Below are 18,605 nucleotides of genomic sequence, written 5' to 3' on the forward strand. Positions count from 1 at the left end.
CGGATGGACCGGACGCCGCACATCGGGGTGCGCGAGATCACGCCGTCGGACGGCGACTTCCTCGTCGACATGGTGCTCGAGTCGGCGAACTGGGAGGGCGACGCCGTCTCCAGGCGCGCCGTGCTCACCAGCCCTGGCCTCGCTCGCTACGCCAACGGCTGGGGGCGACAGGGCGATCTCGGGCTGATCGCGTTCGACCTGGACGGTCCGCGCGGGCTCCAGATCCCCGTCGGCGCCGCGTGGATCCGCTACTTCCCCAGCACCGAACCCGGTTACGGGTTCGTCGAGCCGGGAGTGCCCGAGCTCGCGATGGCGATCATCCCGGGTCGACGGCGGCTGGGGATCGGTCGCGCGCTGCTCGGCGCCCTGCTGGTGCGGGCGCGCGAGGGCGGCGCGCGGCGTCTCAGCCTCTCGGTGGGGCGCGGCAACCCGGCGCAGCACCTGTACGAGCAGGCCGGCTTCGTCGCCCTGCCCGACGCCGCGACCACCTCGACCACCGCGCTCACCATGGTCGTGGCGCTCGATCACGAACCGGTCGCGGATCCGGGGACCGGCGCGACGGCGGTGCCGACCCCCTCGTCGACCAGCGCGCCGACCTCGGTGTCGGCAGCACCCTCGGCGTCCGCGTCCGCCCCCGCGTCGACCGACTCGGCGTAGGTCCGCGCCACCACGACGTCGAGCGGCACCAGCGGGCGGGGCTCACGGCCGTCTGCCGTCGGCGGGGGGCGCAGGTGCGGGAACAGGAGCGCCGACGCCTGGACCGCGGCGCGCTCGACGGCGTCGACCACGTGGACGGCGAGGGTGTCGGGCGTGTGCACGACCAGCTCGTCGTGCAGGAAGAACGCCAGGTGGGGGGCGCCGTCGCCCGTCGGCAGGCGCCGCAGCGACTGCCGCACGCCCGCCATCCAGGACAGCGCCCACTCCGCCGCGGTGCCCTGCACCACGAAGTTGCGGGTGAACCTGCCCCACTCGCGCGCCCGGGACCGGGCGCGCGACTCGTCGGCCGCCCCCGCGTCGATCCCCGAGGCCGCACCCTGCGCCTCGCGCCAGGCCGCGGAGGTCGGCGGCGAGCTGCGGCCCAGCCACGTGGTCACGACACCGCCGGCCTCGCCCGTGCGCGCGGCGCCGTCCACGAGGCCGAGCGCGCGCGGGTAGGCGCGGGCGAGCCGCGGCACGAGCATCCCGGAGGTGCCCGACGTCGAGCCGTACAGCGCCCCGAGCATCCCGACCTTGGCGTGCGCGCGGGTGTCCACGGCGCCGGCGTCCACGAGCCCCTGGTAGAGGTCGCCCCGGGCCCCCGCGGCGAGCAGCGCGGTGTCCCCCGCCATCGCCGCGAGGATGCGGGGTTCGAGCTGCGCGGCGTCGACGATCACGAGCGACCAGCCCGGATCGGCCACGACGGCGGAGCGGATCACCTTGGGCAGGGACAGCGCCCCGCCGCCGCGGGAGGACCAGCGCCCCGTCACGACGCCGGAGGGCACGTAGTCCGAGCGGAACCGGTCCGCCCTGACCCACGTGTCCATCCAGTGCCAGCCGTTGGCCGAGGCGAGACGCGCGAGGCCCTTGTACTCCAGCAGCACCGCCACGACCGGGTGGTCGCTGCCCTGCAGCTCCCACTTGCTGGTGGAGGAGACGTCGAGACCGTTGCGGCGCAGCTCGCGCAGCAGGTGCGGCTGGGAGTCGGGGTTGAGGCGAGGCGCGTCCAGGATCGTGCGGATCTCGCCGGCCAGGCGCTCGAGGGTGGCCGGGCGGACACCGGGGCGCGGCCGCGGACCTAGCAGCCGGTCGAGCGTGGCCTCGTGCTCGGCCCGCGCGAACGGGAGCCCGTCGTGGCGCAGCTCGACGGCGGCCAGCGCGCCGGAGGACTCCGCGGCCAGCAGGAGCCGGAGGCGGTGACGGCGTTCGGGATCCGTGACCGCGGCCAGGGCGCGGAGCTGCCTGGCGTGCTCGGCGACGACGTCGCGGTGCGGCGGTCGGGCGCCGTCACCGGTGTCGACGGCGCCGACCGTGTCGAAGAGCGTGTCGCCCCGGTCCTCCAGGGGCGAGACGGCGGCGGCGGACCCCAGGTCGCCGTCCCAGTCGTCCCACGCGGGGTCGCGGTCGGGCCACGTCCCTGACCTGACCTCCGGCGGGACCGCGCTCGAACCCCGCAGGATCGATCGGGCCAGCCGCAGGTCCCAGCAGCGCGAGACCCGCACGCCTGCGGCGATCAGGGCCGGGTGGTGGCGGAACGTGGAGTCCCAGACCCAGCGGACGCCCTCGGGCTCGGCCTCGAGGTCGGCGACGACGCCCGGGAGGTCGGGTCGCGCGACGATGCGGGGCGCGGCGGGGGCGGCGTCGTCGCCGCCGGCCGCGAGCGGGGTGACCAGGTGAAGGGCACCGTCGCGCTCGAGGAGGAGAACGTCGCGGGCCACGTCGCAAGGGTGCCACGGGCCACCGACACCGCTGTCACACCTGACGCGGCCACCTCCGCACGGTGCGGTGGTGCCCCCGACGGGACTCGAACCCGCACTGTGCCGGGTTTAAGCCAGCTGCCTCTGCCAGTTGGGCTACGGGGGCTGGACGAGCCTAACCGCGCCCGGTGCGAGGACCGAGGACGACGAACGGCGGGGCCCACCGTGAGGTGGGCCCCGCCGTCGTGGCACGCGGGTGCGGAGCCTGGGTCAGCTGCCGGAGATCGCCGGCGGCTTGGGAAGGTTCTCGCGGCTGGGTGCGGCGCCCGACGCGGCGAGGAACTCCGCGCGCGGCGTGGTCACGCCCCCGAGGGCGACGGGCTCGCGACGGAAGAGCAGCGCCGTCGTCCAGTCCAGCATGATGCGGACCTTGCGGTTCAGCGTCGGCATGGCGAACAGGTGGTAGGTGCGGTGCATGAACCACGCGACGGGGCCGCGGAGCTTGATGCCGAAGATCTGCGCGACGCCCTTGCCGAGGCCGAGCGAGGCCACCGTGCCGAGGTTCGCGTGCACGTACTCCACGGTCGGCTCGGCGCTGAGGAAGTGCACGATGTTGTCGCCGAGGTGCTTGGACTGACGCACGGCGTGCTGAGCGGTCGGGGCGCAGAACTTGCCGTCGCCCTGGGCGATGTCGGGCACCGCGGCGCAGTCGCCCGCGGCCCAGGCACCGGCGACGACCTCGCCGTTCTCGTCGATGACGCGCAGGTGTGCGTCGGTGATGACGCGGCCCATCTTGTCCAGCGGGAGGTCGCTGGACTGGAGGACCGGGTTGGCCTTGACACCGGCGGTCCACACGATGGTGTCCGAGTCGAACTCCTCACCGGTGGACAGGACGACGTGGCCGTCGATGCAGCTGTTGAGGAAGGTCGAGAGCTTCATCTCGATGCCGCGCTTGCGCAGCTGCTCGAGCGCGTAGCCGCCGAGCTCGTCACCGAGCTCGGGCAGGATGCGGGCGGTCGCCTCGACGAGCACGAAGCGCAGGTCGTCGGGCTCGATGGAGTCGAAGTCGCGCGTCGCGGCGCGGGCCATGTCCTCGATCTCGCCGAGCGCCTCGATGCCGGCGAAGCCGCCGCCGACGAACGTGAAGGTCAGCATGCGCTTGCGCGTCTCGGGGTCCCACGTGGAGGACGCCTGGTCCATGAGGCCGAGCACCTGGTTGCGGAGCGCGAACGCCTCCTCGACCCACTTGAAGCCCATGCCGACCTCGGCGAGGCCCGGGATCGGGAGCGTGCGGGCCACGGTGCCGAGGGCGAGCACGAGGTGGTCGTAGCGCACCCAGTACGGCTCGCCGTTGGCGGGCGTGACCTCGACGGCGCGCTCGCCGTGCTGGATCGTGGTGACGCGGCCGTTGATCACCGTGGTGCCCTTGAGCTCGCGACGGTGCGGGGCCACCACGTGGCGCGGCTCGATCGAGCCGGCCGCGGCCTCGGGGAGGAAGGGCTGGTAGGTCATGTACGAGCGCGGGTCGACGACCACGATGGCCACCTCGCGCCGACCCATCTGCTTGCGCAGCCGGATCGCCGTGTAGAGACCGACGTACCCACCACCCAGGATGAGGATGCGGGGCGTCTTGCGTCCGCTGGCGGCGCGCTTGGTACCTGTCGTCGAGGAAGTCACCCCTCGATTTTAGGGGGACCTCACAACCCGGGTACAGGCCGGCGCTTGTGTCCCTCCCCACAACCGTGCGCGACGGCGTCGCGCACCCGGCCCGCAGCGCTCGAAAACCAGTTCGAGAGGATGTCGGCGCCCGGGCGTACGGTCGTGGCATGAGCGACAACATCGAGTCAGAGACCACGACCACCACGTCCGAGACCACCGAGACGCTGGGTTCGTCCGAGCCCGTCGAGAACCCGTCGCTGGAGAAGGATCCCAGCGACTGGACCACCGGCGGCGAGCCGATGACCGACTCCCAGCGCAGCTACCTCGACACCCTGGCCCGCGAGGCGGGCGAGGAGATCACCGCCGACCTCACGAAGGCCGAGGCGTCCGAGCACATCGACCGCCTCCAGGGGAAGACGGGCCGCGGCCAGGGTTCCTGACCACCCCTGCCGCCACGCCGATCGACACCCGCACCGCCCCCGTCACCTCGACGGGGGCGGTTCTGGTTCCGTGACGTCGGCCCGGGTGGCGCCGATCGCGGCGACGAGGGCGTCGCCGTCGAGCGAGATGCCGACGCCGTGCCCGCCGCCGCCGAGCGAGATCGGTCCCCGGACGCGCTCGTCGGCGACGACGGGCCACGCGGTGGACGACCCGAGCGGGGTGATCGTGCCGCGCTCGTACCCCGTCGCCGCCTTCGCGGTCGCGGCGTCCGGCATCGAGAGCCGGCTGACGCCCAGCAGGGTGCGGAGCTTGGGCCACGAGATGGTGCGGTCCCCCGGCACGAGGACGAGCAGGTAATCGCCCTCGCCGCGCCGCACGACCATCGTCTTGATCAGGCTGCCGGGTTCGACACCGCGGGCCGCAGCGGCCTCGGCGAGCGAGGACACCCGGCCGTGCCGTCGGATCTCGTGCGGGATCCCCAGTGCCTCGACGGCCTCGCGGGCGCGGCGTTCGCCGTCGGTCTCGATCGTGTCGTCCGCCATGGGCCCACGGTAGTCCGGCGGGTCGAGGCCGACCCGATGGATCACCGTGGCCGACCGTCGCGGCGGGTCAGCGCAGACCGAGCGCGATCCCGTCGAGGATGTCGTGCTCGCTCGTGACGACCTGCAGGAGCGCTCCCCCGGCCTCCTGCACCTCGGAGAACACCCGGGAGACGACCTCGAACCAGATGAGCGCGCCGGCGCCGATGACGTCGATGCGCCCCGGGTGCACGTAGGGCATGGCCGCCCGCTCCTCGCGCGTCGCCGCCAGCAGGTCCTGCGCGGCGGCGAGCACGACGCCGGTGGGCTGCGCGGCGCCGTCGATCGCCGCGCGGTCGTAGGCCGGGAGCCGCATGGCGTGCGCCGTCGTCGTGGTGATCGTGCCCGCGACGCCGATGAGCGTGGCGGTGCGCCCGAGCGGGACGACGGCGGCGGCACGCTCGAGCGCCTCCCGCGCGTCGATCGCCGCGGCGTCGATCTCCGCCTGCGTGGGCGGGTCGGTGTGGAGGTGGCGCTCGTGGAGCCGGACGGAGCCGATGTCCAGGGAGATCGCCGCCTCGGGCTCGTCGACGCCGAGGACCAGCTCGGTCGACCCGCCGCCGAGGTCCACCACGAGGTAGGGACCGGGGTGACGGTCCGCGATCACGCTCACGGCCCCCGTGAACGACAGCCGCGCCTCCTCGACACCCGAGACGACCTCGGGATCGATGCCCAGCGCCTCGCGCACGCCGGCGACGAAGGCGTCGCGGTTGCGCGCGTCGCGGGTGGCCGACGTCGCCACGAAGCGCACGCGCTCCGCCCCCAGCTCGGCGATGGTGGCGGCGAACTCGCGCGTCGCGGCGAGCGTCAGCTCGAGCGCCTCGGCGTCGAGCTCGCCCGTGCGGTCGACGCTGCGCCCGAGCCGCGTCACGCGACCCTCCCGCACGATCTCGACCGTGCGGCCCACGCCGGGTTCCACGTCCGCCACCAGCAGCCTGATGGTGTTGGTCCCGCAGTCGATGGCAGCTACCCGAGTCACGACCGACACCCTACGTCGGGGCGCCGACATCGCCACGTCTCGCCCGCCGTGCCGAGATGTCGGCGGGGTGTGCGAACGTGTGTTCGTGTCCACCGAGCCGACGTCCGACCGCGCGAGCATCCTGCACGCCGATCTCGACTCCTTCTACGCCTCGGTGGCGCAGCGCGACTCCCCGCGGCTGCGGGGCCGCCCGGTCGCCGTCGGCGGCGGTGTCGTGCTCGCGGCGAGCTACGAGGCCAAGCGTCGCGGGGTGACCACGCCGATGTCGGGCAGGGCCGCGCGCGCGATGTGTCCCGGCCTCGTGATCGTCCCACCCGACTTCCCGGCCTACACGGCCGCGAGCCGCGCGGTCTTCGAGATCTTCCGCCGCACCACGCCGCTGGTGCAGGGCGTCTCGATCGACGAGGCGTTCCTCGACGTCTCGGGCCTGCACCGCATCGACGGCTCCCCCGTCGAGATCGCGGCCCGGCTGCGGCGCCAGGTGGCGCAGGAGGTCGGGCTGCCGATCACCGTGGGCGTGGCTCGCACGCCGTTCCTGGCGAAGGTCGCGAGTCAGGTGGCCAAGCCCGACGGTCTCCTCGAGGTCCCGCCCGACGGCGAGGACGCGTTCCTCCACCCGCTCCCCGTCCGGCGGCTGTGGGGGGTGGGCGAGGCGACGGCGGCGCGGCTGAACTCCTTCGGGCTGCAGACCGCGGGCGACCTCGCAGCCCTGCCGGAGCACGTCCTGGTCGGGCTGCTCGGGGGCTCCGGGGGCAGGCACCTGCACAACGTCGTCCACGGTCGGACGACGACGGCGCTGACCCTCGGCACGCGCCGCGCCTCGATCGGCGCGCAGCGTGCGCTCGGGCAGGGACCGCACCCGGCCGAGCAGGTCCACGCCGCGCTCCTCGGGCTCGTCGACCGCGTCACCCACCGCCTGCGCGACGCCGACAAGCTCGCGAGCACCGTGGTCGTCCGGCTGCGGTTCGGGGACTACACCAAGGCCTCGCGATCCCACACGCTGATGCAGCCGACGGCGTCGACGGCCCGGCTGGCCGAGGCCGCCACGGGGCTCCTGGGATCGGCGTCCGCCGTCGTGCGCGCCAGGGGTCTCACCCTCGTCGGGGTCGCTCTCACGGGGCTGGTGACCGACGTCGTCGAGCAGCCGGAGCTGTCGTTCGACGTGGTCCCGGCCGGGTCCGGTCGGACGATCGCCGTCGGCGCGCGCGACACCAGGCTCCTGGACGCCGCCGTCGACGGACTCGGGGCGCGGTTCGGATCGGGCGCGCTGACGCGCGGGAGCCTCCTGAGCACGGGCGAGGGCTTCAGCGCCCCGCTCCTGCCGGAGGGAGGTGAGGAGCCCTAGCGCCGCGTCGGCGGGATCGGCCGGGTCGGCGGGGTCAGCAGGTGCAGCGGTCGGGCGACCAGGAGGACGCCATGCGGTCGAGGGCCTCGTCGCCGAACGGGTTGACGCCCCGGCCGCGCGCGAGGCTGTGGCCCACCAGCACGTGCAGGCACTTGACCCGACCGGGCATCCCGCCGGCGGAGATCCCGGCGATCTCCGGCACGTCCCCGAGCTCTCCGCGTGCGGCGAGGTAGTCCTCGTGCGCGGCCCGGTAGGCGGCGGCGAGCTCCTCGTCGTCCTCGAGCCGCTGCGTCATCTCGGTCATGAGACCGGAGGCCTCCAGCGTGGAGACAGCCGAGACAGCTCCGGGGTGGGTGAGGTAGTAGGAGGTCGGAAAGGGCGCCCCGTCGGGCAGTCGCGGCGAGGTGCGCACGACGGTCGGGCGGCCGCAGCGGCACCGGGCGGCGATCTCGACGACCCCGCGCGGCTCCCGACCCAGCTGCCCGGCGACGGCGTCGAGATCGGCGGGGTCGACGGGCGGGAGCGAGGCGAGCGGCGACGTCGACCCGCTCGGGACGGCGCCGCGGCCGTCGGCTCCGGGGATGTCGCGATGGGCGCGCGGGACCGCGGGCGTCGCCGGGGTCGGTTCGGTGGTGCTCACGCGCCCATTCTCGCGCACGCCCGGCGGCGAGGGACGTCGCTCGCGGGTCAGCCGGTGGCGCCGTCGGCAGCGGGGCCGGCGTCGGGTGCCGGGGTCTCGGCGGGCGCACCGGGGACCGGCGTGGTCGCCGGCGCCTCGGGCTCGGGGTCGGCTGCGGCCTCCTGCGCCGCGCCCGCGACCTCGACCGAGGTCCACACCGTGGCGTACCAGGGCGGCGTCGCCGTCGAGGCGTAGGGCGAGGAGGCCTGGTCCTGAGCACGAAGATCGCCCATCGGGTCCTCCCCCGTGACGGTCTCGGGGTCGGTGACGCTGTAGGCGGTCTCGCCGGGCGCGACGAGGCCGAACCGGTCGGCGGCCTGGGACTTCACGTAGTCCGGGTCGGACCACCGCGTGAGCTCGGCCTGGAGCGCCTCGGCCCTGGCGTTCGTCTCGGCGAGCGCCGCGTTGACGTCGCGCAGCTGCTCCTGCTGCGTGACGTAGGCGCGCAGGGTCGGGGCCAGCACGATGAACGCGACCAGCAGGACGAGGGCGAATCCCGCGGTCCGCAGCGTGATCTGGCGCGGCTCACCCGGTTCGCCACCACCGCGTCCACGGCCGCCACCGCTGCCGCCTCGCCCGCCGCCGACCCGGCCGCCGCGGCCGCGAGCAGCACCCGCGGAGCCGCCCGACGACGTCGACCCCGCCCGCGAACCGGCGCCACCACGGGACGCCGCGCCGCCGCGGCCGGCCGGACGGGACGTGGCGCGGGGCGCCGTACCGGCGCGCGCGGACGCGACGCGGGCAGCTGCGGGACGGGCACTCACCTCGTCATGGTGCCCCACGGCGTCGACGATCCGGCCGAAGCCGCGCCGTCACGGCGCGTCCTCCGCACGTGAGCAACGTCGCGCCGACCGACCGGTGGCGGGGACGGCGACGGGCCCCGGCCCGCCGCTGGTGCGGCGGGCCGGGGCCCGTCTGCTGCTGGTGCTTCGTGTGCTGCTGCTGCTCAGCCCAGGCGGGGGAACGCGGAACGGCCCGCGTACACCGCGGCGTCGCCCAGCTGGTCCTCGATGCGCAGGAGCTGGTTGTACTTGTTGATGCGCTCGCCGCGGGCGGGCGCACCCGTCTTGATCTGGCCGGCGTTCGTGGCGACGGCGAGGTCGGCGATCGTCGTGTCCTCGGTCTCGCCGGAACGGTGGCTGATCATGGCGGTGAAGCCGCTGCGCTGCGCGAGCGTGACGGCGTCGAGCGTCTCGGTCAGCGTGCCGATCTGGTTGACCTTCACCAGGAGCGACGTGGCCGACTTCTCGGCGATGCCGCGGGCCAGGCGCTCGGGGTTGGTCACGAAAAGGTCGTCACCGACGACCTGCACCTTGTCGTTGACCTGCGTCACGAGCTGGCCCCAGGAGGCCCACTCGTCCTCGCTCAGCGGGTCCTCGACCGAGACCAGCGGGTAGTCCGCCACGAGCGCCGTGTAGTAGGCGATCATCTCGTCGGGCGTCTTGGAGCCGCCCTCGAACGCGTACGCGCCGTCGGCGAAGAACTCCGTGGCGGCGACGTCGAGCGCGAGCCCGAGGTCCTTGCCGGGCTCGAAGCCCGCCTTGGTGATGGCCTCGAGGATGAGGTCGAGGGCCTCACGGTTGGAGCCGAGGTTCGGCGCGAAACCGCCCTCGTCGCCCAGGCCCGTGGCCAGGCCGCGCGACTTCAGCACGGACTTGAGGGAGTGGTAGACCTCGGCGCCCCAGCGCAGGGCCTCCTTGAAGGTCGGCGCGCCGTAGGGGGCGACCATGAACTCCTGGATGTCGACGTTGGAGTCGGCGTGCGACCCACCGTTGAGGATGTTCATCATCGGGACCGGCAGGACGTGCGCGTTCGGGCCGCCGATGTAGCGGTAGAGCGGCAGGTCAGCGCTGTCGGCCGCGGCGCGGGCGACGGCGAGGGAGACGCCGAGGATCGCGTTGGCGCCGACCTTGCCCTTGTTCGGGGTGCCGTCGACGTCGAGCATGATCTGGTCGATCTCGCGCTGGTCCGCGGCGTCGAAGCCGAGCACCTCGGGGGCCAGGACGTCGAGGACGGCCTCGACGGCCTCCTGAACGCCCTTGCCCAGGTAGCGGCTCTTGTCGCCGTCACGGCGCTCGACGGCCTCGAAGGCGCCGGTCGAGGCGCCGGAGGGGACGCCCGCGCGAGCGGTCGTGCCGTCGTCCAGGCCGACCTCGACCTCGATGGTGGGATTGCCGCGCGAGTCAAGGATCTCGCGGGCGTAAACGGCCTCGATCGTGGCCATAGATGCTCCTCGGGTAGGTCCATCGTGGGACCGGTGGACGTGTCGTCCAGCGGTCCGGAGCTCGCCCGGTGACGGGCTAGCTGCCCGTACCTCAGCCTAGAGGATGCCGTGCCGCGATGAGACGGGACGTTCGGTCCCCGGACCGGGCTGGCCCGACGGGCGGGCCGGTGGGTCCGGCGTCAGCGGCCGGCGGCGCGGACCTGCGAGGCGACCGCACGCACCTGGGTGCGCAGCGCCGACTCGGCGTCGACCCCGAGCGCCCGCGCCCGCGCCACGACGGCGAGCAGCTCCGCCCCGATGTCGGCGGCCGCCACCGCGGCGGCGTCGAACGGGTCCGCCTCCTGGTCGGGCCCGACGGCGACGCCCGCGCGCTCGGCGCGGCCCAGCACCTTCTGGGCGCGCATCAGCGCCGGCAGCGTCTCGGGCACGCCGTCCATCACCGAGGCCGGCACGGACCCGCCGGCCGCTCGCTCGGCCGCCTTGACGTCCTCCCACATGGCGAGGACCGCGTCGGCGTCCCGCGCGTCCGCGTCGCCGAAGACGTGCGGGTGGCGTCGACGCATCTTGGCGGTCAGTCCCGCCGCGACGTCGGCGACGTCGAAGGCGCCGTCGGTCCGCTCCTGCGCGATCCGCGCCTGGAACAGGACCTGCAGGAGCAGGTCACCGAGCTCGTCCGCGAACGCGGCGGCCGCGGCGACCGTCGCCTCGGGGCTCGAGCTCGCGTCGAGCTGCTCCAGCGCCTCGGCGGCCTCGGCCACCTCGTGCGCCTCCTCGATGGCGTACCGCGCCAGGCTCGCATGGGTCTGCTCGGCGTCCCAGGGGCATCCGCCGGGCGACCGCAGGCGGTCCATCACGGCGACCGCCTCGAGCAGTGCCGCCGCCGTGCGGTCGAACGCCTCGGGGGCGGGTCCGGCCCACCCGGTCACGGCAGGACGTTCCAGTGCACGAGCGAACGGGCGCCGCGGTCGTAGCCGAGCACGCAGCGGGCGGCCGTGCCGAGCACCAGCCGCTCGGCGACCTCCGGGTGCAGCTCGAGCCACGCGGCCGTGAGGATGCGCAGCAGGTGGCCGTGCGCCACGAACAGGACGTCGTGCCCGTCGCGCAGCACGGGTTCGGCCCTGGCGATCACGCGCGCGGCGCGCGCCGCGACCTCCTCGACCAGCTCGCCGTCGCCCGGATCGGGGTTGCGCTGCTCCGCGGGCAGGTCGTCGAGACCCGAGACGGTCAGCGGGACGCGGACGCCGTCGGTCAGCGCCGCCCACCGACGGCCGAGCGCATCGCTCACCTGCGTGCGCGTGAGGCCCTCGACCGGTCCGTAGTCCCACTCGGCCAGATCGGGGTCGATCTCCGACCCGCCGTAGCCGGCCAGCTCGGCCGTCCGGCGCGCGCGGCCGAGCGGGGAGGTGAGCACGAGCGCGAACTCGCGCCCGTGCAGGGCGGCGCCGGTCGCGCGCGCCTGGGCCTCGCCGTCGGCGGTCAGGGGGACGTCGCTGCGGCCCGTGTGCCGGCCCGCGCTGCTCCAGGCGGTCTCACCGTGCCGGACCAGCACCAGCTCGCCCGGGGCGGTCGATCCCGACCGTGCGTCGTGGCTCACGGCGTCGCGGCCTCGGCGTCGGTGACGACGTCCGAGCCCGGCGTGATCAGCCACGGCCACGCGGCGGGCGTCACCTGACCCGCGTCCCAGGTGCCGAAGCGGGGGTTCAGCTCGACGTCGAGCGCGGCCAGCCGGTCGCCGACCTCGGTCGAGGCGGCGGCGTCGGCCTGGAGCGCCTGGCGCGTGAGCGCGATGCGGGCGAACTGGACGAGCTCCGGGGAGTACTCCCACGGCTCGAGCGAGCTCTGGGCGGCCGCGCCGTCCAGCAGCTCGATCGCCTGGTGGTCGGAGGCCGCGGCGCCGGCCTCGGCGCCGACCTCCTCGATGGTCGGACCCTGCACGAACGTCGCGAGCGCCACCGACGGCGCCACCGGAGCCGCGTCGGGCGTCGAGGCGGTCAGGCGCTCGAGGTCCTCCACGAGCGTGGCGAGCTGCGCGTCCGTGATGCGCTCACCGTCCACGGTCGCGGCCGTCCCCGGTCGGCCGCAGCCGCTCAGCAGCAGCGCGACGGCGAGCGGGACGACGGCGAGACGGGCGACGCGCGTGCGAGTGACAACCGTGCGCACAGCAACCTCCGGTGGTGGCGGGCAGAGCTCGTGGCGATCCTAGCCGCGGGAGGCCGCGGAGCCGACTGCGACGGCCGCCGCCGCGGACACGTCCGCGCCGACGACGCCCTTGAGCACGGCCGTCACCCAGTCGATGATCGCGCCGTCGCGCTGCACCTCTCCCCCGAGACGCGCGGTCATCGGCGCCGGCACGAGGATGGTGCGGATGGCGGGCTTGAGGATCGAGCGCGGGTAGAGCCGCTTGAGCCGCAGCTGCGCCGACTCGGGCAGGTCGACCGGGGCGAAGCGGATGAACTGCCCCTGGATCGTCACGCCCGCGACCCCGACCGACCGCGCCAGCGTCCGCAGGTCCGACACCCGGAACAGCAGCTCCACGCTGGTCGGCACCGGACCGTAGCGGTCGGTGAGCTCGTCGCGGACGGCGGCGACGTCCGCGGGCCCCGCGGCCGCGGCGATCTTCGTGTACGCCTCGAGGCGCAGGCGCTCGTGCGGCACGTAGTCGTGCGGGATGTGCGCGTCGATGGGCAGCTCGATCGTGACGTCCGCGAGCTCCTCCACCTCTTCGCCGCGGTAGCGCATCACGGCCTCGGAGACCATGCGGATGTACAGGTCGAACCCGACGCCCGCGATGTGGCCCGACTGCTCGCCGCCCAGCAGGTTGCCGGCGCCGCGGATCTCGAGGTCCTTCATCGCCACCCTCATGCCGGCGCCGAGGTCGGTGTTGGCCGCCAGGGTCGCGAGCCGGTCGTGAGCCGTCTCGGTCAGCGGCTTCTCGGGCGGGTAGAGCATGTAGGCGTACGCGCGCTCGCGGCCGCGACCCACGCGGCCGCGCAGCTGGTGGAGCTGGCTGAGCCCGAGCACGTCGGCCCGCTCGAGGATGAGCGTGTTGGCGTTGGAGATGTCCAGGCCGGTCTCGACGATGGTCGTGGAGACGAGGACGTCGGAGCGCTTCTCCCAGAAGTCGAGGATGACCTGCTCGAGCTGCTGCTCGTTCATCTTGCCGTGGGCGACGGCGATCCGCGCCTCGGGCACGAGCTCGGCCAGGTGCGCGGCGGTCCGCTCGATCGACTCGACGCGGTTGTGCACGTAGAAGGTCTGCCCCTCGCGCAGCAGCTCGCGCCGGATCGCCGCGGTGATCTGCTTGTCCTCGTACGGTCCGACGAACGTCAGCACGGGGTGGCGCTCCTCCGGCGGGGTCGCCAGGGTCGACATCTCACGGATCCCGGTGACCGCCATCTCGAGCGTCCGCGGGATCGGGGTGGCGCTCATGGCGAGCACGTCCACGTTCGTGCGCAGCTGCTTGAGCGTCTCCTTGTGCTCGACGCCGAACCGCTGCTCCTCGTCGATGACCACGAGGCCGAGGTCCTTGAAGTGCACCTCGCCCGTGATGAGTCGGTGCGTGCCGATGACGATGTCGACCTTGCCGTCACGCACGCCCTCGCGCACGGCCCTGGCCTCGGCGGCGGTCTGGAAGCGCGACAGCCCGGCGACCGTCACGGGGAAGCCCGCGTACCGCTCGGTGAAGGTCTGCAGGTGCTGCTGCACCAGGAGCGTGGTGGGCACGAGGACGGCGACCTGCTTGCCGTCCTGCACGGCCTTGAACGCCGCCCTGACGGCGATCTCGGTCTTGCCGTAGCCGACGTCACCGCAGATGAGGCGGTCCATCGGGACCGTCTTCTCCATGTCGGCCTTGACCTCGTCGATGGTGACGAGCTGGTCGGGCGTCTCGATGTAGGCGAACGCGTCCTCGAGCTCGCGCTGCCAGGGCGTGTCCGGACCGAAGGCGTAGCCCTCGGTCGCCATCCGCGCGGAGTAGAGGCGCACGAGCTCGCCGGCGATCTCCTTGACCGCCTTGCGCGCGCGGGTCTTGGTGTTGGCCCAGTCGCTCCCGCCCATCTTGGACAGCGACGGCGCCTCGCCCCCGGTGTACTTCGTCACCTGGTCCAGGGCGTCGGTGGGCACGTACAGCCGGTCACCCGGCTGACCCCGCTTGGACGAGGCGTACTCGATGACCAGGTACTCGCGCGTCGTGGTGCTGCCCGCGCCGCCGGCCGAGCGCTGCACGAGCTCGATGAACCGGCCGACGCCGTGCTGCTCGTGCACCACGAAGTCGCCGGCGCGCAGCGCGAGCGGGTCGACGACGTTGCGACGGCGGGGTGCGAGCTTGCGAGCCTCGCGCGTCCCCACGCCGGCCCGGCCCGTGAGGTCGGACTCGGTGAAGATGGCGAACCGCGCGTCGGGGGCGACGTAGCCGCGACCGATGACCGCCGTCGTGACGTGCACGACGCCGGGCTCGACCTCCTCGGTGAGGTCGGCGACCAGGCGGGAGGCGACACCCGCGCCGGCCAGCTGCTCCGACAGACGGCGGGCGGGGCCCGCCCCCTCGGTGACGAGCACGAGCCGCCAGCCCTGGCGGGTGAGGTCCGCGACGTCGGAGATCGCTCGCTCGACGTCGCCGCGGTAGCCCTCGACGTCGCGCGCCGCGAGCCGCAGGGTCGTCACGTCGGCCTCGTGCGTGCGCTCGGGGTCCAGGCCCTCGGGCGCGTCGAGGTCGGACAGGTCGGCGTCGCCGCCGAACAGCGTGAGGGTCCACCAGCCGAGCCCGCGCCGCGCCGCGACGTCGCGGGCGTCCTCGAGCGTGAGGAAGCTGGCGGCGGACAGGTTCAGCGGGACGGAGCCGCCGGCGGCCGCGGACGTCCACGCGGCCGCGAGGAACTCCTCGGTCGTGGCGACGAGGTCGTGCGCGCGGCGGCGGATGCGCTCGGGGTCGGCCAGCACGAGCAGCGCGTCGTCCTGGACGAGGTCGAGCACCGGCACCATGCGGTCCACGAGAGCCGGTGTCAGCGACTCCATGCCCTCGACGGCGATGCCCTCGCCCAGCTTCTCCAGCATGTCGGTCGCCCCGGGCAGCGCGTCGCGCAGCTCGAGCGCCCGCTCCCGCACCTGCGGCGTGAGCAGCAGCTCGCGGCACGGCGGCGCCCACAGCCCGTCCTCGGCGATCTCGAGGCTGCGCTGGTCGGCGACGGCGAACCAGCGGATCTCCTCGATGTCCTCGCCCCAGAAGTCCAGCCGGAGCGGGTGGTCCTCGGTGGGCGGGAAGACGTCGAGGATGCCGCCGCGCACGGCGAAGTCGCCGCGCTTCTCGACCATGTCCACGCGCGTGTAGGCGGCCGCCGCCAGCGCGTCGACGAGCGACTCCATGCTGCGGGTCTCGCCCTGGCGGGCGCTGACGGGCTCGAGATCGCCGAGGCCCTCGACGACGGGCTGCAGCAGGGCACGCACCGGGACGACGAGGGCGCGGATCGGTCCGGCCTGCGCCCGGGCCGTCTCGGCGAGGTCGTCGGCGCCGACGCGCGAGGTGCCGCCCGGGCCGAGGCCCGATCCCGCCGTCTCGGGGTGGGCGAGGCGACGGAGCACGGCGAGCCGGCGCGCGACGGTGTCGCTGCGCGGGCTCAGCCGCTCGTGCGGCAGCGTCTCCCACGCCGGCAGGACCGCGACGTCGTCGGCGGGGACGTAGGCCCGCAGCGCGGCGGCGAGCTCGTCGGCGTCGCGCCCGGTCGCCGTCACGACGACGAGCGGACGGGGCCGCTCGGCGTCGAGCAGGGTCGCCAGCAGAGGTGCCCGCGCGCCCGAGGGCGCGACGATCTCCAGATCCCCACCGGCGCCGACGGCGAGCGTGGCCGCGGGGACGGCGGGGTCCTCGGCGAGGATCGGGAGGGTGGCGGTGAGCTTCATGCGCGTCCTTCTGCAGGCGGTGCAGGGTGGATGGGTGAGCGCCGCGCGGGCAGCACGACGTGCCCGGAAAGCACCACGCCCGGGGGCGCGGCAGCCGTTCCGGCAACCGCGACCAGTCTACGTTTCGCCACCGACATCAGCGGTGTCGGGCCCTGCGGCGGGGCACCTCAGTCCTTCGTGTTCCAGGTGTTCTGGGAGGGCAGGAGGCCCTGCGTCACGACGTCGCCGACCGCGTCGGCCGCGAGCTGGAGCGTGACGCCCAGCTCCTCGCGCTGCGCGGACGGGAAGTCGCTGAGCACGTGGTCGGCGGGGTCCTGGCGACCCGGGGGGCGTCCGACGCCGACGCGCAGCCGGGCGTAGTCGCGCGTCCCGATCGAGGAGCTGATGGAACGCAGACCGTTGTGGCCGCCCTCCCCGCCGCCGCGCTTGAGGCGCAGCTGGTGCTCGGGGATGTCGAGCTCGTCGTGCACCACGAGGAGGTGCTCGGCGTCGACGTCGTAGAACTGCATCAGCGCGGCCACGGGCCCGCCCGAGGTGTTCATGTAGGTCGCGGGCCGCGCGAGGATCACGCGGGGTCCGGGGATCCCGCCGGGCAGCGTGCCCAGGCGGCCGTCGAGGACGGCGGCACGCGCCTTGTGCTGCGTGAAGGACCCGGCCATCCGCGAGGCGAGCACGTCGAGCACCATGACGCCCACGTTGTGACGGTTGCCCTCGTAGGTGCGGCCGGGGTTGCCCAGGCCGACGACGAGCCACACTCCGGGGGAGCTGTTCACGGGATACCTCTCGGGTGGCCGCAGACGCGGTGGGGGCGGTGGGGTCGGCGGGGGAACGCCGACGGCGCCCGGGCAGTGGCCCGGACGCCGTCGCGGTGGTGCGAGGTGAGGCTCAGGCCTCGTCGGACTCCTCGGCAGGAGCCTCGTCGGAGGCGGCGTCGGTGCCCAGGGCGTTCTCGGCCTCGAGCTCCTCGAGCTCCTCCTCCAGGTGCGGGACGGAGATGACGACGACGGGCGTCTCGGGGTCGACCTCGGTCGTCGTGCCCTCGGGCAGCTGCAGGTCGGAGACGCGCACGACGGTGCCGTCCTCGAGACCCTCGACCGAGACGACGATGTGCGTCGGGATGGCGATGGCGAGCGACTCGACGGCGAGCGACTGCAGCTCGACCGAGTGGATCGTGCCGGGAGCGGACTCGCCCTCGGTCACGACGGAGACCTCGACGTTGACCTTCTCGCCACGGCGGAGGAGGAGGAGGTCGATGTGCTCGATGTCGTTGGTGACGACGTCCTTCTGGACGCTCTTCACCAGCGCGGTCTCGGAGTTGCCGTCGAACGACAGCTCGAGGAGCGCGTTGGAGGTCGCCTTCAGGATGAGGAAGGTCTCGTGGGAGGGCAGCGCCAGGTGGACCGGGTCGGTGCCGTGGCCGTACAGGACGGCGGGGATGAGGTTGGCGCGGCGGGCGCGGCGGGCGGCGCCCTTGCCGAACTCGGTGCGGAGCGTGGCGTTGATGGCCTCGGCCATGGTGATCCTCCTGGAGCGTGACGTTCTGCTGATGGGGGCCGTCGGCGAGGAGGCGGGCGCGGTCGAGCGCAGCAGGACGACGCCCTGTCAGGAGCGGCCCAGCCGCGTCGATCACGGATCCGTCGGGATCCCTCGCCGAGGCAACCTGTCGATCTTACCCGATCCGCCGGGCAGCCTCCGCGGCTGGAGTCCCGGTGTGGGTGAGGATGGGGGCGTGCCCACGCCCCGCGACACCCCCCGCGACTCTCCCGACGACACCGAGGACCTCCAGGCCGCGCAGGACTTCGAGTTCGAGCGCCGCTTCCTGGTCACCGACTTCCCCGCGCACCTGCGCGACGCCCCGACGCTGATCGTGCAGTCCTACTACCTGGCCGACGCCGGGTACGCGCTGCGCGTCCGGGTCCAGGCGAACGGGCTCGAGGCGCACGTCGACGGTGCGTCGTCCCCGCTGGACGTGCTGGACGAGCACGCGTCGGCGATGTCGATGGGGAGCGTGACGGTCAAGGGCCCCTCGGTGGGCGGAACCCGCTACGAGTCCGAGCGCCAGGTGGACCCGGGGGTCGCCGTCGAGATGATCCGCCGGGGCGGCATGGCGATGGCCAAGACGCGGTACTCGGTCTGGGCCGGGGGCGACGGCTGGTCGGTCGACGTGTTCGGCGGTGCGAGCTCGCCCCTGATCGTGGCGGAGTGCGAGCGCTCCGGTCCGGTCACGGACCTCGAGATCCCGGCCTTCTGCGTCACCGAGCTCACCGACGACCGCCGGTTCTCCAACGAGTCGCTCGCGAACCGACCCTACGGTGAGTGGTCCACGGCCTACCTGGCGGAGCTGGCCGAGGCCGGTCCGGAGATGCGCGCCGACTTCGGCACGAACGCCCGGCTGCTGCCGGACTGAGTCGT

Annotated in this window: 16 protein-coding genes, 1 tRNA gene and 1 pseudogene; 4 read left to right on the plus strand and 14 right to left on the minus strand. The window is 74.1% G+C overall.

Features of this window, described 5'->3' with window-relative positions:
- Positions 1 to 69: 69 nt before the first annotated feature.
- Positions 70 to 453 (plus strand): annotated as a pseudogene (locus tag SERN_RS15895) (GNAT family N-acetyltransferase); the annotation flags it as partial.
- Between the two features lie 71 nt (positions 454 to 524).
- On the opposite strand, the gene SERN_RS13990 reads toward SERN_RS15895, so the two are convergent.
- The 3 genes from SERN_RS13990 to SERN_RS14000 all read right to left on the minus strand — a co-directional run bounded on the left by SERN_RS13990 (position 525) and on the right by SERN_RS14000 (position 4,070).
- Positions 525 to 2,414 carry a bifunctional 3'-5' exonuclease/DNA polymerase gene (locus SERN_RS13990; protein ID WP_233251709.1) on the minus strand — a complete coding sequence of 630 codons (1,890 nt, stop codon included), beginning with the start codon at positions 2,412 to 2,414 and terminating at the stop codon, positions 525 to 527.
- A 68-nt stretch (positions 2,415 to 2,482) separates the two neighbouring features.
- Positions 2,483 to 2,559, minus strand: a tRNA-Leu gene (locus SERN_RS13995).
- Between the two features lie 104 nt (positions 2,560 to 2,663).
- Positions 2,664 to 4,070, minus strand: coding sequence for an NAD(P)/FAD-dependent oxidoreductase (locus SERN_RS14000; protein WP_233251710.1), 1,407 nt, complete (start codon positions 4,068 to 4,070; stop codon positions 2,664 to 2,666).
- Between the two features lie 149 nt (positions 4,071 to 4,219).
- On the opposite strand from SERN_RS14000, the gene SERN_RS14005 reads away from it, so the two are divergent.
- Positions 4,220 to 4,492, plus strand: a complete 273-nt coding sequence (locus SERN_RS14005; protein ID WP_135850771.1) for a DUF3072 domain-containing protein — start codon at positions 4,220 to 4,222, stop codon at positions 4,490 to 4,492.
- 42 nt (positions 4,493 to 4,534) lie between these two features.
- Here the strand turns inward: SERN_RS14005 and SERN_RS14010 are convergent, their stop codons facing one another.
- Both SERN_RS14010 and SERN_RS14015 read right to left on the minus strand, forming a co-directional pair.
- Positions 4,535 to 5,035 carry an aminoacyl-tRNA deacylase gene (locus tag SERN_RS14010; RefSeq protein WP_135850772.1) on the minus strand — a complete coding sequence of 167 codons (501 nt, stop codon included), beginning with the start codon at positions 5,033 to 5,035 and terminating at the stop codon, positions 4,535 to 4,537.
- Positions 5,036 to 5,102: 67 nt separating this feature from the next.
- Entirely contained in the window at positions 5,103 to 6,050 is a 948-nt protein-coding gene (locus SERN_RS14015) for a Ppx/GppA phosphatase family protein (RefSeq protein WP_269846160.1), read from the minus strand.
- A gap of 85 nt (positions 6,051 to 6,135) precedes the next feature.
- On the opposite strand from SERN_RS14015, the gene dinB reads away from it, so the two are divergent.
- Complete coding sequence (dinB, locus tag SERN_RS14020) at positions 6,136 to 7,395, plus strand: DNA polymerase IV (RefSeq protein ID WP_233251711.1); 1,260 nt, start codon at positions 6,136 to 6,138, stop codon at positions 7,393 to 7,395.
- Between the two features lie 34 nt (positions 7,396 to 7,429).
- Here the strand turns inward: dinB and SERN_RS14025 are convergent, their stop codons facing one another.
- The 9 genes from SERN_RS14025 to SERN_RS14065 all read right to left on the minus strand — a co-directional run bounded on the left by SERN_RS14025 (position 7,430) and on the right by SERN_RS14065 (position 17,708).
- Positions 7,430 to 7,873 carry a DUF501 domain-containing protein gene (locus tag SERN_RS14025; RefSeq protein ID WP_233251723.1) on the minus strand — a complete coding sequence of 148 codons (444 nt, stop codon included), beginning with the start codon at positions 7,871 to 7,873 and terminating at the stop codon, positions 7,430 to 7,432.
- Between the two features lie 209 nt (positions 7,874 to 8,082).
- Positions 8,083 to 8,838 (minus strand): FtsB family cell division protein, encoded by a 756-nt coding sequence (locus SERN_RS14030; protein ID WP_135850775.1) that lies wholly within the window; start codon positions 8,836 to 8,838, stop codon positions 8,083 to 8,085.
- A gap of 182 nt (positions 8,839 to 9,020) precedes the next feature.
- On the minus strand, positions 9,021 to 10,298 hold the full coding sequence (eno, locus tag SERN_RS14035; protein WP_135850776.1) for a phosphopyruvate hydratase: 1,278 nt from the start codon (positions 10,296 to 10,298) through the stop codon (positions 9,021 to 9,023).
- 179 nt (positions 10,299 to 10,477) lie between these two features.
- A complete protein-coding gene (locus SERN_RS14040) occupies positions 10,478 to 11,224 on the minus strand; it encodes a MazG family protein (RefSeq protein WP_233251712.1) in 747 nt (248 codons plus the stop codon).
- A complete protein-coding gene (locus tag SERN_RS14045) occupies positions 11,221 to 11,892 on the minus strand; it encodes a histidine phosphatase family protein (RefSeq protein ID WP_135850777.1) in 672 nt (223 codons plus the stop codon). The genes SERN_RS14040 and SERN_RS14045 overlap by 4 nt, the downstream gene beginning before the upstream one ends.
- Positions 11,889 to 12,458, minus strand: a complete 570-nt coding sequence (locus tag SERN_RS14050; protein WP_135850778.1) for a hypothetical protein — start codon at positions 12,456 to 12,458, stop codon at positions 11,889 to 11,891. The genes SERN_RS14045 and SERN_RS14050 overlap by 4 nt, the downstream gene beginning before the upstream one ends.
- Before the next feature lie 39 nt (positions 12,459 to 12,497).
- On the minus strand, positions 12,498 to 16,193 hold the full coding sequence (mfd, locus tag SERN_RS14055) for a transcription-repair coupling factor (protein ID WP_135850779.1): 3,696 nt from the start codon (positions 16,191 to 16,193) through the stop codon (positions 12,498 to 12,500).
- Positions 16,194 to 16,360: 167 nt separating this feature from the next.
- The gene (gene pth / locus SERN_RS14060; protein WP_135850780.1) at positions 16,361 to 16,966 is read right to left on the minus strand and encodes an aminoacyl-tRNA hydrolase; all 606 of its coding nucleotides are present in this window, start codon (positions 16,964 to 16,966) and stop codon (positions 16,361 to 16,363) included.
- A gap of 112 nt (positions 16,967 to 17,078) precedes the next feature.
- On the minus strand, positions 17,079 to 17,708 hold the full coding sequence (locus SERN_RS14065) for a 50S ribosomal protein L25/general stress protein Ctc (RefSeq protein ID WP_135850781.1): 630 nt from the start codon (positions 17,706 to 17,708) through the stop codon (positions 17,079 to 17,081).
- A gap of 304 nt (positions 17,709 to 18,012) precedes the next feature.
- On the opposite strand from SERN_RS14065, the gene SERN_RS14070 reads away from it, so the two are divergent.
- Positions 18,013 to 18,600: a CYTH domain-containing protein gene (locus SERN_RS14070; RefSeq protein WP_135850824.1), complete on the plus strand. Its 588-nt coding sequence runs from the start codon at positions 18,013 to 18,015 to the stop codon at positions 18,598 to 18,600.
- Positions 18,601 to 18,605: the final 5 nt, after the last annotated feature.

The sequence above is a fragment of the Serinibacter arcticus genome, assembly GCF_004786095.1.
GTDB classification, from domain to species: Bacteria; Actinomycetota; Actinomycetes; order Actinomycetales; family Beutenbergiaceae; genus Litorihabitans; species Litorihabitans arcticus.

Bases quoted from the DNA above. Each gene is read 5' to 3' on its own strand.
- SERN_RS14010 (WP_135850772.1), bottom strand. From the start codon at position 5,035: ATGGCGGACGACACGATCGAGACCGACGGCGAACGCCGCGCCCGCGAG.
- SERN_RS14005 (WP_135850771.1), top strand. From the start codon at position 4,220: ATGAGCGACAACATCGAGTCAGAGACCACGACCACCACGTCCGAGACC.
- SERN_RS14065 (WP_135850781.1), bottom strand. From the start codon at position 17,708: ATGGCCGAGGCCATCAACGCCACGCTCCGCACCGAGTTCGGCAAGGGC.
- mfd (WP_135850779.1), bottom strand. From the start codon at position 16,193: ATGAAGCTCACCGCCACCCTCCCGATCCTCGCCGAGGACCCCGCCGTC.
- eno (WP_135850776.1), bottom strand. From the start codon at position 10,298: ATGGCCACGATCGAGGCCGTTTACGCCCGCGAGATCCTTGACTCGCGC.